Source organism: Paracoccaceae bacterium (assembly GCA_019454225.1).
GTDB lineage: Bacteria > Pseudomonadota > Alphaproteobacteria > Rhodobacterales > Rhodobacteraceae.
Map to the genome: position 1 here is coordinate 3,244,156 of CP075370.1, position 14,770 is coordinate 3,258,925.

Annotated in this window: 14 protein-coding genes; 6 read left to right on the forward strand and 8 right to left on the reverse strand. The window is 69.1% G+C overall.

The genetic code is table 11. The features are described from left to right. Window positions 1–5 precede the first annotated feature (5 nt). A complete protein-coding gene (locus KF887_15455) occupies window positions 6–806 on the reverse strand; it encodes an alpha/beta hydrolase (protein ID QYK43603.1) in 801 nt (266 codons plus the stop codon). Window positions 807–808: 2 nt separating this feature from the next. Then, window positions 809–1,402, reverse strand: a complete 594-nt coding sequence (locus KF887_15460) for a 2-hydroxychromene-2-carboxylate isomerase (protein QYK40787.1) — start codon at window positions 1,400–1,402, stop codon at window positions 809–811. 85 nt (window positions 1,403–1,487) lie between these two features. On the opposite strand from KF887_15460, the gene KF887_15465 reads away from it, so the two are divergent. Further along, on the forward strand, window positions 1,488–2,507 hold the full coding sequence (locus KF887_15465; protein ID QYK40788.1) for a ribose-phosphate pyrophosphokinase: 1,020 nt from the start codon (window positions 1,488–1,490) through the stop codon (window positions 2,505–2,507). Between the two features lie 71 nt (window positions 2,508–2,578). Here KF887_15465 and KF887_15470 read toward each other — a convergent pair whose 3' ends face one another. The 4 genes from KF887_15470 to KF887_15485 all read right to left on the reverse strand — a co-directional run bounded on the left by KF887_15470 (window position 2,579) and on the right by KF887_15485 (window position 6,919). Beyond that, entirely contained in the window at window positions 2,579–3,322 is a 744-nt protein-coding gene (locus tag KF887_15470; protein ID QYK40789.1) for a YebC/PmpR family DNA-binding transcriptional regulator, read from the reverse strand. Between the two features lie 76 nt (window positions 3,323–3,398). Continuing rightward, window positions 3,399–5,177 carry an SLC13 family permease gene (locus KF887_15475; GenBank protein ID QYK40790.1) on the reverse strand — a complete coding sequence of 593 codons (1,779 nt, stop codon included), beginning with the start codon at window positions 5,175–5,177 and terminating at the stop codon, window positions 3,399–3,401. A 48-nt stretch (window positions 5,178–5,225) separates the two neighbouring features. Beyond that, on the reverse strand, window positions 5,226–6,110 hold the full coding sequence (locus KF887_15480; protein QYK43604.1) for a DMT family transporter: 885 nt from the start codon (window positions 6,108–6,110) through the stop codon (window positions 5,226–5,228). After that, window positions 6,107–6,919 carry a TIGR00282 family metallophosphoesterase gene (locus KF887_15485; GenBank protein ID QYK40791.1) on the reverse strand — a complete coding sequence of 271 codons (813 nt, stop codon included), beginning with the start codon at window positions 6,917–6,919 and terminating at the stop codon, window positions 6,107–6,109. Before KF887_15485 ends, KF887_15480 begins: the two co-directional genes overlap by 4 nt. Before the next feature lie 111 nt (window positions 6,920–7,030). On the opposite strand from KF887_15485, the gene KF887_15490 reads away from it, so the two are divergent. Continuing rightward, window positions 7,031–9,427, forward strand: coding sequence for a ligase-associated DNA damage response DEXH box helicase (locus KF887_15490; GenBank protein ID QYK40792.1), 2,397 nt, complete (start codon window positions 7,031–7,033; stop codon window positions 9,425–9,427). A gap of 49 nt (window positions 9,428–9,476) precedes the next feature. Then, window positions 9,477–10,466: an NAD-dependent epimerase/dehydratase family protein gene (locus KF887_15495; protein QYK40793.1), complete on the forward strand. Its 990-nt coding sequence runs from the start codon at window positions 9,477–9,479 to the stop codon at window positions 10,464–10,466. A gap of 100 nt (window positions 10,467–10,566) precedes the next feature. Here KF887_15495 and KF887_15500 read toward each other — a convergent pair whose 3' ends face one another. Next, a complete protein-coding gene (locus KF887_15500; GenBank protein QYK40794.1) occupies window positions 10,567–11,382 on the reverse strand; it encodes an aldo/keto reductase in 816 nt (271 codons plus the stop codon). Window positions 11,383–11,521: 139 nt separating this feature from the next. Here KF887_15500 and KF887_15505 point away from each other — a divergent pair, with 139 nt between their 5' ends. Continuing rightward, window positions 11,522–11,926, forward strand: a complete 405-nt coding sequence (locus KF887_15505; protein ID QYK40795.1) for a c-type cytochrome — start codon at window positions 11,522–11,524, stop codon at window positions 11,924–11,926. A 4-nt stretch (window positions 11,927–11,930) separates the two neighbouring features. On the opposite strand, the gene KF887_15510 is transcribed toward KF887_15505, so the two are convergent. Then, complete coding sequence (locus KF887_15510; protein QYK40796.1) at window positions 11,931–12,917, reverse strand: D-glycerate dehydrogenase; 987 nt, start codon at window positions 12,915–12,917, stop codon at window positions 11,931–11,933. Window positions 12,918–13,034: 117 nt separating this feature from the next. On the opposite strand from KF887_15510, the gene KF887_15515 reads away from it, so the two are divergent. Together KF887_15515 and KF887_15520 are read left to right on the forward strand one after the other, a co-directional pair. After that, the gene (locus KF887_15515) at window positions 13,035–13,592 is read left to right on the forward strand and encodes a hypothetical protein (GenBank protein QYK40797.1); all 558 of its coding nucleotides are present in this window, start codon (window positions 13,035–13,037) and stop codon (window positions 13,590–13,592) included. A 62-nt stretch (window positions 13,593–13,654) separates the two neighbouring features. After that, window positions 13,655–14,551 (forward strand): cation diffusion facilitator family transporter, encoded by an 897-nt coding sequence (locus tag KF887_15520; protein ID QYK40798.1) that lies wholly within the window; start codon window positions 13,655–13,657, stop codon window positions 14,549–14,551. Window positions 14,552–14,770 lie beyond the last annotated feature (219 nt).

Genomic DNA, 14,770 nt, shown 5'->3' on the forward strand with positions numbered 1-14,770 from the left:
GGCGTTCAGGACGGCAGCAGCGACCCGACCAGCCCGGCAACCTCGGCCGGATGGGTGATCGGCACCATGTGTCCCGCTCCGGGCACCACGGACCGCCGCGCCTGCGGCAGACGCCGCGCAAGCTCCCGCCCGATCGCGGCCATCACCGGCGGTGAGGCCGCACCCTCGACCAGCAGGACCGGCAGGCCCAGCGATTCCAGCCGACCGTGATCCAGCAGCCCGCCGGAATCGTCATACAGCGCGGTGTTCTGCGCCGGAATCAGATGGATGCGCGCGGCGATATAGGCACGCTGCGGCGCCGGAACGTCACCCCATTCCAGCCCTGCCCCCCAGATCGCCTGAAACGCCTCGGCTGCCGCCTCGCGCCGGCCAGCCGCCATATGGCGCGCGAAATCCGCATGTGCGGCTTCGTGGGCGGCAAACTCCGCCCCCCCTGCCGCGCGGGCGGCGCAGAACAGCACCGGCTCGATCAGCGTCAGGGTGCGGACCAGGTCGGGCGCCTCAAGGGCCGCGCGCAGGGCGACTGTCGCACCGAAGCTGTGCCCGATCAGGTCGACCGAACCATGCGCATGGGCCAGGGCCAGTGCGATGCGCGTCGACAGCGCGTGCAGGTCATCGCGGCCGTCCCAGTCGGCGCTGTCACCGTGCCCGGGCAGGTCGGGCGCAAGGAAGGTGATCCCCGGCAGGTCCGCGGCCAGTCCCCGGAACGCCCCGCCATGGGCCAGCGAACAATGCAGGGCAAGCGCTGTCCGCGGCCCCGAACCCAACCGCCGCAGGTTCACCGACTGTCCGGCAACCGTTTCCAGCGTCACAGCCTTCCGGCCAGGTGCAGGTCAAGGTCGTCCAACCGGTCCTGCCCCCAGAACGTTTCGGCCCCCACGATGTAGAACGGGGCGCCAAAGGCACCGCGTTCCACCGCTTCGTCAAGGTTCCGGGCATAGGTCTCGGCGGCCATCAGCATGCCCTTGTCTGCGATCGCGGGATCGAACCCATGGGCCGTCAGGATGTCGCGGATCACCTCGTCATCCGCGATGTTGCGTTCCTCGGCCCAGCAGGCGCGGCAGAAGCCATGCGCCAGCGGTCCCACATCGGCCCCGGTCTTGGCGGCCGCGATGATCGCATAGGACGACGGCGCCGGATTGGCCGGCCAGAACGCCGGCTGGATGTTCAGCTTCAGCCCCGCCTTTGCCGACTGTCGCCGCAGTTCCTGAAGCCGGTATTCCTTGCGGCTCTCGTGCCGCTGTGCCGGGCGGACACCTCCCGTCCGATCCAGAAGCGACAGGATATCCAGAGGCTTGTAGGCGATTGTCGCGCCATGCCGCGCGGCGATCTGCTCCAGCCGCATCCCGGCAAGGTAGGTGTAGGGCGACACGGTCGCGAAGAAATAGTCGATATGCGCCATTGCGCCCCCCCATCGGTTTGGCAAGACCCTAACCCGGTGTTAAGCGGTGTCAACGTCACGAATCCGTCGCAGCCGGAGCCAGCCCATGCCCGCCCTGACCGAGCCCAAACTGATCTCCGGCAATGCCAACCTCTCGCTCGCGCGGTCGATCGCCCGGCGGATGTCGATGCACCGGGGCATGCAGGTCACCCTGGTCGATGCCCGGGTGGAGCGTTTCAACGATCAGGAGATCTTTGTCGAGGTGTTCGAGAACGTGCGGGGCGAGGACATGTATGTGATCCAGCCCACATCGAACCCGGCAAACGACAACCTGATGGAACTGCTGATCATGGTGGATGCGCTGCGCCGGTCGTCGGCGGCGCGGATCACTGCCGTGATCCCCTATTTCGGCTATGCGCGGCAGGACCGCCGCGCCAAGGCCCGCACCCCGATTTCCGCCAAGCTCGTGGCGAACCTGATCACCCAGGCCGGTGTCGACCGGGTGCTGACGCTCGACCTGCACGCGGCACAGATCCAGGGCTTCTTCGATCTGCCGGTGGACAACCTCTATGCCTCGCCGGTGTTCGCGCTCGACATCGAGCACAACTTCCGCGGCCGACTCGACGAACTGATGATCGTGTCGCCCGACGTGGGTGGCGTGGCGCGGGCCCGCGAGCTTGCCAAGCGGATCAACGCGCCCCTGTCGATCGTCGACAAGCGGCGGGAAAAGCCGGGCGAGGTGGCCGAGATGACGGTGATCGGCGACGTCCGGGGCAAGACCTGCATCATTGTTGACGACATCTGCGATACGGCCGGGACGCTGTGCAAGGCCGCCGAGGTGCTGGTCGAGAACGGCGCAACCGAAGTGCACAGCTACATCACGCACGGCGTCCTGTCCGGCCCGGCGGTCGACCGGATCGGCAAGTCGGTGATGAAGTCGCTGGTGATCACCGACAGCATCGAACAGGGCGACCGGGTCCGGGCGGCCTCGAACATCCGCATCGTGCCGACCGCACCGATGTTCGCGCAGGCGATCCTGAACATCTGGAACGGCACCAGCGTCTCGTCGCTGTTCGAGACGGAAACGCTCGTGCCGATCTATGAAGGCATGTACTCGCGCGGCTGAGCCTGGCCACCCGCAGGATTGCACGGGGGCAGCGGTCGCCCGTGCCGCAGGGTGCCGCGCCCCGTGCGGGCTCAGGCCAGTTGCGCGGCGACCTCTTCCGGAACGTCGAAGTTCGCCGTCACCGTCTGCACGTCGTCATCCTCTTCCAGCGTGTCGATCAGCTTCATCAGCTTCTCGGCCGTTTCCAGATCGACATTGGTGCGGTTCTGCGGGCGCCAGATGAGCTTTGACTCGGTCGACTCGCCAAGCACCTTCTCCAGTTCCTCGGACACCTCTGACAGCGCCTCGACCGCGCAGTAGATCCAGTGGCCTTCCTCGTCGGATTCGACATCATCGGCCCCGGCCTCGATCGCGGCCATCATCACCGTGTCGGCGTCGCCCGCCTCGGACGGATAGGTGATCTCGCCCACGCGGTCGAACATGAAGCTGACCGATCCGGTGGTGCCCAGGTTGCCGCCATGCTTGGCAAAGTAGCTGCGCACGTTGGATGCGGTGCGGTTCAGGTTGTCGGTCATCGTCTCGACGATGATCGCGATGCCGTTGGGGCCATATCCTTCATAGCGGATTTCGCTGTAGTCCGCCGCATCCCCGCCCAGCGACTTCTTGATCGCGCGCTCGATCACGTCCTTGGGCATCGACTGCGCCTTGGCGGCCTTCACGGCCAGGCGAAGGCGCGGGTTCTTGTCGGGATCGGGGTCGCCCATCTTGGCCGCGACGGTGATTTCCTTCGCCAGCTTCGAGAACATCTTGGAGCGCAGCTTGTCCTGCTTGCCCTTGCGATGCTGGATGTTGGCCCATTTCGAATGGCCTGCCATGACCCGTCTCCGATCCGTCCCCTTGGGTGATGGCGGTCTCTACACCAGCCCCCCGCCGGGCCGCAACCCCGGCCCCCTAGAACGGGAAGAACAGCGGGATCAGCAGGCTCTGCGCCACCATCATCAGCACGTTCAGGGGCACCCCGATCCGCAGGAAATCGGCAAAGCGATAGCCACCCGGGCCGTAGACCAGCGTATTGGTCTGGTATCCGATCGGTGTCGCGAAACTGGCCGAGGCGCCGAACATCACCGCCACCACCAGCGGCCGATAGTCGATGCCAAGGCTCGCCGCCAGGCCGATGGCGATCGGCGTCATGATCACCGCAACCGCGTTGTTCGACACGATCTCGGTCAGTATCGAGGTCAGCGCATAGACCACGAAGATCAGCAGATAGGGCGGCAGACCCTGCAGCCAGGGCGCAATCCGGTCCACGACCAGCTGCACCGCGCCCGAATGGTCCAGCCCCGCCCCGACCGCCAGCATCCCGAAGATCAGCGCCAGAAGCCGCCCCTCGATGAAGCCGAAGGCCTCGTCGGCGTCGATGCAGCGCGTCACCAGAACGATGGCAACGCCGAGCAGCGACAGCACCACGATGGGCGCGATGTTGAGCGCCGACAGCACGACGATGGCCACCAGGACGCCAACGGCAAGCGGCGCATGGCGGCGCCGGAACGGGCGTTCCGACGGTTTCGAGATGTCGACCATGTCCATGTCGGCGGCCAGCCGCTGGATGTCGCCCGGCGCCCCTTCGAGAAGCAGCGTGTCGCCGACCTGAACAACCAGATCGTCCAGCTGCCGCCCGATGTTCTGGTTCCGGCGATGCACCGCCAGCGGATAGACGCCATAGCGCCGGCGCAGGCGCATCGACCCCAGCGACCGCCCGACCATGTGGCAGCCCGGCGTGATCAGCACCTCGACCGTCGTGGTCTGCACGGATGACAGCTTGTCCACCAGCCGCAGGTCGCGGGATTGCTGCAGGGCCAGAACCTCGGACATCGGCGTGCGCAGCACCACGCGGTCGCCCGCCTCCAGCACCACGTCGGAGAGGTTGCGGCGCAAAGAGGCATCCCCCCGCAGCACATCGATCACCCGGCAGTTGTCGCGCTTGAAAAGGTCCACCTCCTCGACACGCCGCCCCACCAGGGCCGACCCCTCGGGCAACGCGACCTCGGTGAAGAACTTCATCCGGGCGCGGTCGCCCAGCAGCATGCCCATGCTGTCGCGGTCCGGCAACAGGCGGCGCGCGAAGAGCCACAGATAGACGATGCCGATCGCCGATGCGGCGATCCCCAGCGGCGTGATGTCGAAGATGCCAAAGGGGGCAAGCCCCCGGTCGCGCACCACCCCGTCGACCAGAAGGTTGGTCGAGGTGCCGATCAGCGTGACCGTGCCGCCGAAGATCGCAAGATAGCTGAGCGGTATCATCACCTTCGAGGCAGAGACCTGCAGTTGCCGCGCAAGCTGCATGAAGACCGGGATCATCACCACCACGATGGGCGTGTTGTTCATGAAGGCCGACATGGCGACGATGCCCATGGTCAGCACCGCCAGCGTCACCACCGCGTTGCGTTCGACATTGCGCATCGCGACAGCCGTGACCCAGTCAAGCGCCCCGGTGCGGACAAGCGCGCCGACAATCATGAACATCGCGGCAATGGTCCACGGGGCATGGTTTGCGAACACCCGCAGCGCGTCACCCTGCGGCAGGATGCCCAGCACCAGCATCACCGCGGCGCCACCAATGGCGGTGACCTCGGGCGGGAACACCTCGCGCACGAAAAGCGCGAGCATCCCCAGCACGATCACCAGCGCGCCCCAGGCCTGCGCGGTTTCGGAAAGCTCCACACCGAACATCGCGTCCCCCGTTTGCGGTGCCTCTTCGTAACGCTGCGGTGCAGCTTGTCAAATGGCCTGTACGCTTCGCGGTCGCGGCATGACCAGCGCGAGACCGCCAAGCATCACCAGAAGCGCCGCCCAGACAAGCGGCGAGAACCGTTCCCCCAGAAGCACCATCGCCCAGATCACACCAGACCCCGTGACGATGTAGGACACCTGCGCCGCGAACACGGCACCCGCGCGCGCGGCAAGCCAGACATAGGCGGCATAGGCAAAGGCATGGGCGACGGATGACAGCGCCAGCGCTCCCTCGGCCCGCCCCCAGGCCGCAAGCGGGTTGATCCACTGGCCGGTGCCAAGCGTCACCGGAAGGATCATCACCGCCCCGATGGCCGATACCAGGCACATCGCCTGCACCGCCGTCATGCCCGGCGTGCCCATCCGCGCGACGACGTTGCCCTCGACCGCATAGAAAAGCGGCCCGATCAGCGCCAGCGGAATGAAGGCCACCATCGCGGCGTCGGGCAGGCTGGCACCGGGCAGCGCGATCAGCGCGACCCCGGTGATGCCGCAGGCCAGCCCGACGATGCGCGGCAGGCTGGGCCGGTCCATCCCCAGCGCAACCGCCATGGGGAAGGCGATGATCGGCACGGTCGCGATCAGGATCGACATGATTCCGGCAGGCAGGCGTTCGATCGACAGGTAGAAGGTGGTGTTGGGGACCAGCGTGCCGATCACCGCAATCAGCACGGCCCAAAGCACCTGGCGCCGCCCCGGCACGAACCGCCCCGCGAAGGGGGCGAGGACAAGCGCGCCGATCACCATCTGCCAGAAGATCAGCCCGAACGGCCCATGCCCGGTGGACACCGCGATCTTGCCAAGGGTCTGCGTGGACCCCCAGGCAAGCCCGGTGGACAACAGGATGCCCAGATAGAGCAGACGCTGGTTCAGGGCGTGGCCTCCGCCAGGCGCCCGCCGATCCGCACGGGAACAACCCGCACCGCACGGCCCGTCGCATCCTCGGTTTCGATGTACACGCCCGACAGCGTGGCCTCGCCTGCCGCCGGCTCGAACCGGCCCTTCGTCATGCCGGTGATGAAGCGGCGCATCGGTTCCTCGCGGTTCATGCCGATCACCGACAGATAGTCACCGCACATCCCCGCATCCGACAGATAGGCGGTGCCACCCGGCAGGATCTGGGCATCCGCCGTGGGCACATGGGTATGGGTGCCAACCACAAGGCTCGCCCGGCCGTCGCACCAATGGCCCATCGCCATCTTCTCGCTCGTCGCCTCGGCATGGATGTCGACAAGGGCCGCCTGCACCATCCCGCCGCGCGGATGGGCGCGCAGCACCGCATCGACGGCCGAGAAGGGATCGTCAAAGGGCCGTTTCATGAACACCTGCCCCAGAACCTGCGTGACCAGCACCTTCCGCCCGCCCGCCGCCGGAAAGACCCGTGCCCCCTTGCCCGGCGCCAGCCGCGCATAGTTCAGCGGGCGGACGATGCGCGGCTCGGTCTCGATGAACGACTCCATGTCCCGCTGGTCGAAGGCATGATCGCCCAGTGTCAGGCAGTCCGCACCCGCCGCCAGCAGTGTCTTGGCGTGGTCCGGTGTCAGCCCGGCGCCCGAGGACGCGTTCTCGCCGTTGACCACCACGAAGTCCAAGGCCCAGTCCCGGCGCAGCGCGGGCAGGCGGGCGGCCACCGCCGACCGGCCGGACCGGCCCATGACATCGCCCAGAAAGAGGATACGCATGGCGCGAGCGTTACGGGCAGTGCATGGCAAGGGCAAGAGCGCGCGCAACAGGCCCCGCATAATCTGCGGCAGCCCTTGGAAGCCCGGGCCGGCCGCCCTAGCATCCCTGTCATGAGTGCCGATCCGACCGCCCCGCTTGCCGCCTGGTTCGCCGCGAACGGCTGGACGCTGCATCCGCATCAGAGGGCGATGATGGACCGCGCGGGCGACCCCGCGACGCTGTTGGTCGCGCCGACGGGCGGCGGCAAGACACTTGCCGGTTTCCTGCCGACTCTGACCGAACTTGGCCCGAATCCGGGGCCTGGGTTGCACACACTCTACATATCCCCATTGAAGGCGCTGACGGCCGACATCCGGCGGAACCTCCGCCGGCCGGTCGAGGGCGCGGGCCTCGCGATCCGCATCGAGGACCGCACCGGCGATACCGGATACACGCAGCGCCGCCGCCAGCGGGCCGATCCGCCGCATATCCTGCTGACCACGCCCGAGAGCCTTGCGCTGCTCTTGTCCTACGAGGATGCGCCGCGCATCTTCGCGGGGCTGCGGCGCGTCGTCGTGGATGAGGTGCATGCGCTGGCCGAATCGAAACGCGGCGACCAGCTGATGCTGCTGCTTGCCCGGCTTTCCGGTCTGGCACCGGGCCTGCGCCGTGTGGCGCTGTCGGCGACGGTGGAAGATCCGGCGGCGCTTGCGGCCTGGGTGTCGCCCGGCTGCGCCGTGCTGATCGCCGATCCCGGCACGCCCCCCGACATCGCCATGCTGGATGCCGGCAGCCCGCCGCCCTGGGCGGGCGGCGGCGGCCGCCACGCGATCGCCGCCATCCTCGATCAGGTCCGGGCGCACCGCACGACACTGATCTTCCACAACACGCGCGCCCAGGCCGAACTGTTCTTCCGCGACCTATGGCTGGCGAACGAGGACGCGCTGCCGATCGGCATCCATCACGGCAGCCTGTCGCGCGAGGCGCGCGAGCGGGTCGAGGCGGCGATGGCAGCGGGCACCCTGCGCGCCGTGGTCTGCACGGGGTCGCTGGATCTGGGGATCGACTGGGGTGACGTGGACCTTGTCATCCAGGTCGGCGCGCCGAAGAACGTCAAGCGGCTGGTGCAGCGGATCGGGCGGGCCAACCATCGCTGGAACGCCCCGTCAAAGGCCCGCATCCTGCCCGCGAACCGGTGGGAGGTGGTCGAATGCCAGGCCGCGCTCGATGCGGTGCGGGCCGGCACGCTGGATGGCGAGCCGCGCGGACGCGGCCCGCGCGACGTGCTGTGCCAGCACATCCTGCTGACCGCCTGTGCCGGACCCTTCGACGCCGATGCGCTGTTTGCCGAAGTTGTCCGGGCCGGGCCCTATGCGGATCTGACACGCGGCGAGTTCGATGCCTGCCTCGATTTCGCGGCCACCGGCGGCTATGCGCTGCGTGCCTATGACCGCTGGCAACGCCTGATGCTGCGCGATGGCCGCTGGTCGCTGCGCGATCCGCGCGCCGCCGCCGCGATCCGCCAGAACCTGGGCACCATCATGGACATCGAGACGCTGAAGGTGCGCATGCGGGGCAGCGCGGGCGGAATGCCGCTGGGCGAGGTCGAGGAGAGCTTTGCCTCGACCCTGACCCCCGGCGATACCTTCCTGATCGGCGGGCAGGTGGTGCGCTACGAGGGCCTGCGCGAGATGACGGTGGAGGTGACCCGAAGCCCCGGCCGCGATCCGAAGGTGGCCGTGTTCAACGGGACGAAGTTCGCCACCTCGACCCTGCTGACCGACCGCATCCTCGACATGCTGGCGCAGGAGGCCTGGCCTGACCTGCCCGACCACACCGCGGCCTGGCTGGCCCTGCAGCGCGAGGTGTCGCGGCTGCCGGCGCGCGACCGCCTGCTGGTGGAGAGCTTTCCCCATGACGGGCGCGAACACCTGTGCGTCTACGGCTTCGCCGGGCGGAACGGCCAGCAGACGCTGGGGTTGCTGCTGACCAAGCGGATGGAGGAAGAAGGCCTGGCCCCGATGGGATTCGTCGCCACCGACTATGCGACGCTGATCTGGGGGCTGGAGCCGGTGCTCGACCCGCTGCCGCTGTTCGACGCCGACCGCCTGCGCGCCGGGCTGGAGACCTGGCTGGCGGGCAATGCGGTGATGAAGCGCACCTTCCGCGCCGTGGCGATCGTGGCGGGGCTGATCGAACGCAGCCACCAGGGCCGCCGCAAGACCGGTCGGCAGGCCACCTTCTCGTCGGACATCCTGTATGACACGCTGCGCCGCCACGACCCCGGCCATCTTCTGTTGCAGATCACACGGGAGGAGGCCGAGCGCGGGCTGGTCGACTTTGGCCGGATCGAGGCGATGCTGGCGCGGGTGGCGGGGCGGATCGACACGCTGCGGCTGGGCCGGGTCACGCCGCTGGCGGCGCCGCTGTTCCTGGAACCCGGGCGCATCCCGGTGCATGGCGAGGGGCGCGCGCGCATGATGGCACAGGCGGCAGCCCGACTGATGGCAGAGGCCGGGCTCGCTTGACCTTCGCCCGCGCCCGGCCCACCAAGGCGGGGCAAGGGCGGAGGCGGGCATGGCGCGGCGGGCATTGGTGACGGGATCGGCGGGCTTCATCGGCTATCACCTGTGCCGCCGCCTGCTGGCCGAGGGTTGGCTGGTCACCGGACTGGATGCGATGACCCCCTACTACGATGTCACCCTGAAGGAGCGGCGGCACGCGATGCTGATGCAGTCGCCGGGCTTCCGCGCGGTGGCGGGGCGGGTCGAGGAACCCGGGATGGTGGCGGACCTGGCCGAGGGGGCGGATGCGGTGATCCACCTCGCCGCGCAGGCCGGGGTCCGGTATTCGATCGAGGCGCCACGCAGCTATGTCGAGGCGAACCTCGCGGGAACCTTCGAGGTGCTGGAGGCGGCGCGGGGAACGCGGCCCGGGCATCTGCTGATCGCCTCGACCAGTTCGGTCTATGGCGCCAACCCGGTCATGCCCTATGCCGAGGATCACCGGGCCGACCATCCGATGAGCTTCTATGCCGCCACCAAGAAGGCGGGCGAGGCGATGGCGCATTCCTATGCCCACCTCTACGGCCTGCCCTGCACGCTGTTCCGGTTCTTCACCGTCTACGGTCCCTGGGGGCGGCCGGACATGGCGCTGTTCAAGTTCACCCGCGCCATCCTGTCGGGCGAACCCATCGAGATCTACAACCACGGCGAAATGCGGCGCGACTTTACCTATGTGGACGATCTGGTGGAGGGGATCGTGCGGCTGATCGGCTGCCCGCCGGACACCGGTGGAACCGGCGCATCGCCGGTGGCACCGTGGCGGGTGGTCAACATCGGGAACGGCGCGCCGGTGGGACTGATGGATTTCGTGGCGGCGATCGAGGCGGCGACGGGGCGGGTTGCCGAAAAGCGGTTCCTGCCGATGCAGCCGGGCGATGTTCCGGCGACCTGGGCCGATGCCGGGCTGATCGAGGCGGTTACGGGGGCACCCCTGCCCCGCACCGACATCGGTGAGGGCGTGGCGCGGTTCGTCGCGTGGTACCGGGATTACTACCGGGTGTGAGGTTCGCGGGCGTCCCACCGTGGGACGCTTTCTGGAGCCAATGGAATCAATGGCTTGGCTTCGCGCGTTAACCGTTTCTTAGGAAACGCCCGCCGCGCCGTCAGCCAAAGACCGCCGGATCGGGCCCGGTGCGCTCGCCCGCGTCGAGCCCGGCCATCGCCGCCATCTCGTCGGGGTCGAGCGGATCGGCCCCGAGAACGGCGAGGTTCTGCGCCAGCCCCTCGGCCCGGGTCGAGCGCGGGATGACCGAAACCCCGAGATCGAGGTGCCATCGCAGGATCGCCTGGGCGGGCGAGATGCCGCGCCGCTCCGCAATCGCGCGGACGGGGGCGGCCTCGAACGCGCCGCCGCGCCCCAGCGGTGTCCAGCTTTGGGTGATCACGCCGCGTTCCGCATGGGCAGCGCGCAGCGCGGCCTGTTGCAGGCGCGGATGCAGTTCGATCTGGTTCAGGACCGGCATCACGCCGGTTTCCGCCATCAGGCGGTCGATCTGGACGGCATCGAAATTCGAGACGCCGATCGAGGTGACCGCGCCCTCGGACCGCAGGTCGATCAGCGCACGCCAGGTTTCGACATAGCGGTCCTGCCCCGGGCAGGGCCAGTGGATCAGCACGAGGTCGAGCCGGTCGAGCCGCAGCCGGTCGAGGCTTTCGCCGACGGCGGCGCGGGTGCTGTCGCGGCCCTGCCGGTCGTTCCAGACCTTCGTCGTGACGAATACCTGATCGCGCGGCAGGCCCGAGGCGGCGATGCCCTGCCCCATGCCGACCTCGTTGCCGTAGATCGCCGCGCCGTCGACCAGCCGGTACCCCTGCGACAGCGCGGTTTCAGTGATGCGCGCGGCATCGGCCACCTGCCACAGGCCGAAGCCGAGTTGCGGAATGGCGTGCCCGTCGAGAAGGCGAAGGGTCGGGGACATGGCGGGGCTCCTGCTGGATCGCGGCAAACTGGCACGAATCCGGCGCACTGGAAACCGCCGTGCTGACCTGGATCAAGGAGAGCGGCCGGGGATGGGCGCAGGATCGCCGGAGCGGGGGCGGCAGGCAGGGGATGGCAGGATGCGCGGCATCATCGGATTGGCAGCGGGCGCCGCAATGGCCGCAGGGGCGGCGGCGGCGCAGGATGCCGCACGGGGCGAAGAGACCTACCACCGCTATTGTGCGGTGTGCCACGGCATCGACGCGACAGGCGCGGGGCCGATGGCGCCGATCCTGACCATCCAGCCGACCGACCTGACGCGGCTTGCCGTGACGGCGGGCGGCGTGTTTCCGATGCTGCGGGCCGCAAGCCGGATCGACGGGCGCGACCCGCTGGTCGCGCATGGCAGCCCGATGCCCGTCTATGGCGGGTTCTTCGAGGGCAGGCAGGTCAGCGTGAAACTGCCCGATGGCCAGCCGATGATGGTGACCGAGACGGTGGCGGACCTGCTGGCCTGGCTGCAGACCATCCAGCGGACCGACTGACCCGTCACAGCATGCCCGGCACCACCTGATCGGGCGGGCGATGCCCATCGGCGAAGGTCTTGATGTTCAGGATGACCTTCTCGCCCATCTCGATGCGCCCTTCCAGCGTGGCCGAACCCATGTGCGGCAGCAGCACGACATTCGGCAGGTCGCGCAGCAGCGGATTCACCTGCGCGCCATGTTCGTAGACATCGAGGCCGGCGCCCGCGATCTCGCCCGCGCGGAGGCCGCGGGCCAGCGCGTTCTCGTCGATCACCTCGCCACGCGAGGTGTTCACCACGACGGCAGAGGGTTTCAGCAGCTTCAGGCGGCGGGCGTTCAGCAGGTGGAACGTGGCGGGCGTGTGCGGGCAGTTCACGCTGATCACGTCCATCCGGGCCAGCATCTGATCCAGGCTGTCCCAATAGGTCGCCTCGAACTCGGCCTCGGTCTCGGGGCGCAGGCGCCGGCGGTTGTGGTAGTGGACCTGCATCCCGAGGGCGCGGGCGCGGCGGGCCACCGCCTGCCCGATGCGGCCCATTCCCAGGATTCCGAGGCGCCGCCCGCCGATGCGCCCGCCCAGATGCGCCATGGGAGACCAGCCCTTCCAGGCCCCCGCCTGCATCTCGGCCAGACCCTCGGGGATGCGGCGGGTGACCGACAGGATCAGCGCGATCACCATGTCGGCGGTATCCTCGGTCACCACGCCGGGGGTGTTTGACACCAGGATGCCGCGCTGCCGGGCGGTGGCCACGTCGATGTGGTCGACCCCGGCACCGTAGTTCGCGATCAGGCGCAGGCGCGGGCCGGCATGGGCCAGCAGGCCCGCGTCGATGGTGTCGGTGATCGTGGGCACCAGCACATCGGCCGTCTGCACCGCCGCCACCAGGTCCTCGCGCGGCATGGCGGTGTCGGGGTCGCGCAGCGTGACGTCGAACAGTTCGGTCAACCGGGTCTCGACCGGTTCGGGCAGGCGTCGCGTGACGACAACACTCAGACGCTGATGCGGCATGCTTCCCCCTTGCGCTGCTTCCAAACCCCGCCGGGCAATGGCACAGTGGCCGGACACGGGGCGGCGCACAAGCCCCGGCACGAGCAGACGGCAGCAGGATACGAGGCAGGCAGGACGATGCGAAGAGCGGGCTGGACGGGCGCGCCGGCGGCGGCGCTGGCGGCATGGGCGATGATCGCGGGCGCCGCTGTGGCGCAGGACGCGGCCATCACCGGAATCGAGCCGGTGGCGGCCGTGGCGGGGCCCGCGCGCGGCGCCGTGACCAACCTGCCGCTGCCGCGCTATGTGACGCTGAAGACATCCGAGGGCAACGCCCGGCGCGGCCCCGGGCTGGCGCATCGCATCGACTGGGTGTTCACGCGGGCGGGGATGCCGCTGCGGATCACCGCCGAGCATGACAACTGGCGCCGCGTCGAGGATGCCGACGGCGCGGGCGGCTGGGTGCATTATTCGCTGCTGTCGGGGTCGCGGGCGGTGATCGTGACCGAGGACATGGCGGAATTCCGCAGCGCGCCGCAGCCGCAGGCGCAGGTGGTCATGCAGGCCGAGGCCGGGGTGGTGGCGCGGCTGCTGTCCTGCCGCGACGGATGGTGCAGGCTGTCGGCCGGCGGCATGCGCGGCTGGCTGCCGGAACGGTCGATCTGGGGCGTGGTGCCGGGCGAGACGATCGACTGAACAGCGGGCTTGCCGGGATCGGCCGGGGGGACTAAGCCCGCGCTGAACTGCGGAGACCTGCCATGAACCCGACCATGCGCCTGAACCTGTCGGCTGGCGCGGCCTCGCTGAGCGTCGCGCTCGTGCTGGTGATGCTGAAGCTCTGGGCACTGTCGCAGACCGGGGCGCTGTCGATCGCGGCATCGCTGGCGGACAGCGCGATGGACCTGATGGTGTCGCTGGGCGCGATGGCGGCGATCCTTTACGCGGCGAAGCCGGCGGACGATGACCACGCCTTCGGCCATACATCGGCCGAGGATCTGGCGGCGCTCGGGCAGGCGGCGTTCGTGCTGGCCTCGGCCGGGATCATCGCCTGGGCGGGGATCGCGCGGCTGCTGGCGGATGAACCGGTGCGGCTGTCGGCCGAGGGCCCGGGGATCGCGGTGATGGTCGTGTCGGTGCTGCTGACACTGGCCCTGGTGCTGTGGCAGGGGCATGTGGCGCGGCGGACGGGGAACCGGGTGGTCGCGGCGGACCGGCTGCATTACCTGGGCGACCTCCTGCCCAATGCGGGCGCGATCCTGTCGCTGGCGGCCTCGGCCTGGTTCGGGCTGTCGTCGGTCGATGCGGTGGTGGCGGTGGGGGCGGCCGGGATGCTGGCGGTCGGGGCGCTGCGCATCGGCAAGGCCGCCTGGGATGCGCTGATGGATCGCGCAGCCGACCCGAAGGTGGTCGAGGGAATCGGCGCGATCGCCCGGACATGGCCGGGCGTCCGGGGGTTCCACGACCTGAAGACGCGGACGGCGGGCAGCCGGATTTTCGTGAACCTGCATATCGAGCTGGACGGCGAGCTGACGCTGCGCGAGGCGCACGGGATCGGTGCCGGGTTGCGCCGCGCGATCCTCGAGGCCTATCCGCAGACCGACGTGATCATCCACAAGGACGTCGCGCGGCACGGCACTGGCCGTGACGGGACATGATGCCTGCCGGGTGACTTCGACAGGGTGATGCGGTGTCCGTGTTCCGGCGGCCGGATCGGGGTCGCGCCCTGCCGGGGCACCGGGGGCCGCCCGGCCGGGAACAGGGACCGATGGGCAGAGATGGTGGAACTTGCGGGCAGCCGCGACGGTTGAGCCAGGCGCCTTGCTGCGGCACCGCCGACGCGGAGGGCAGACCTTGCCGGGAACACCCAGGGTGGA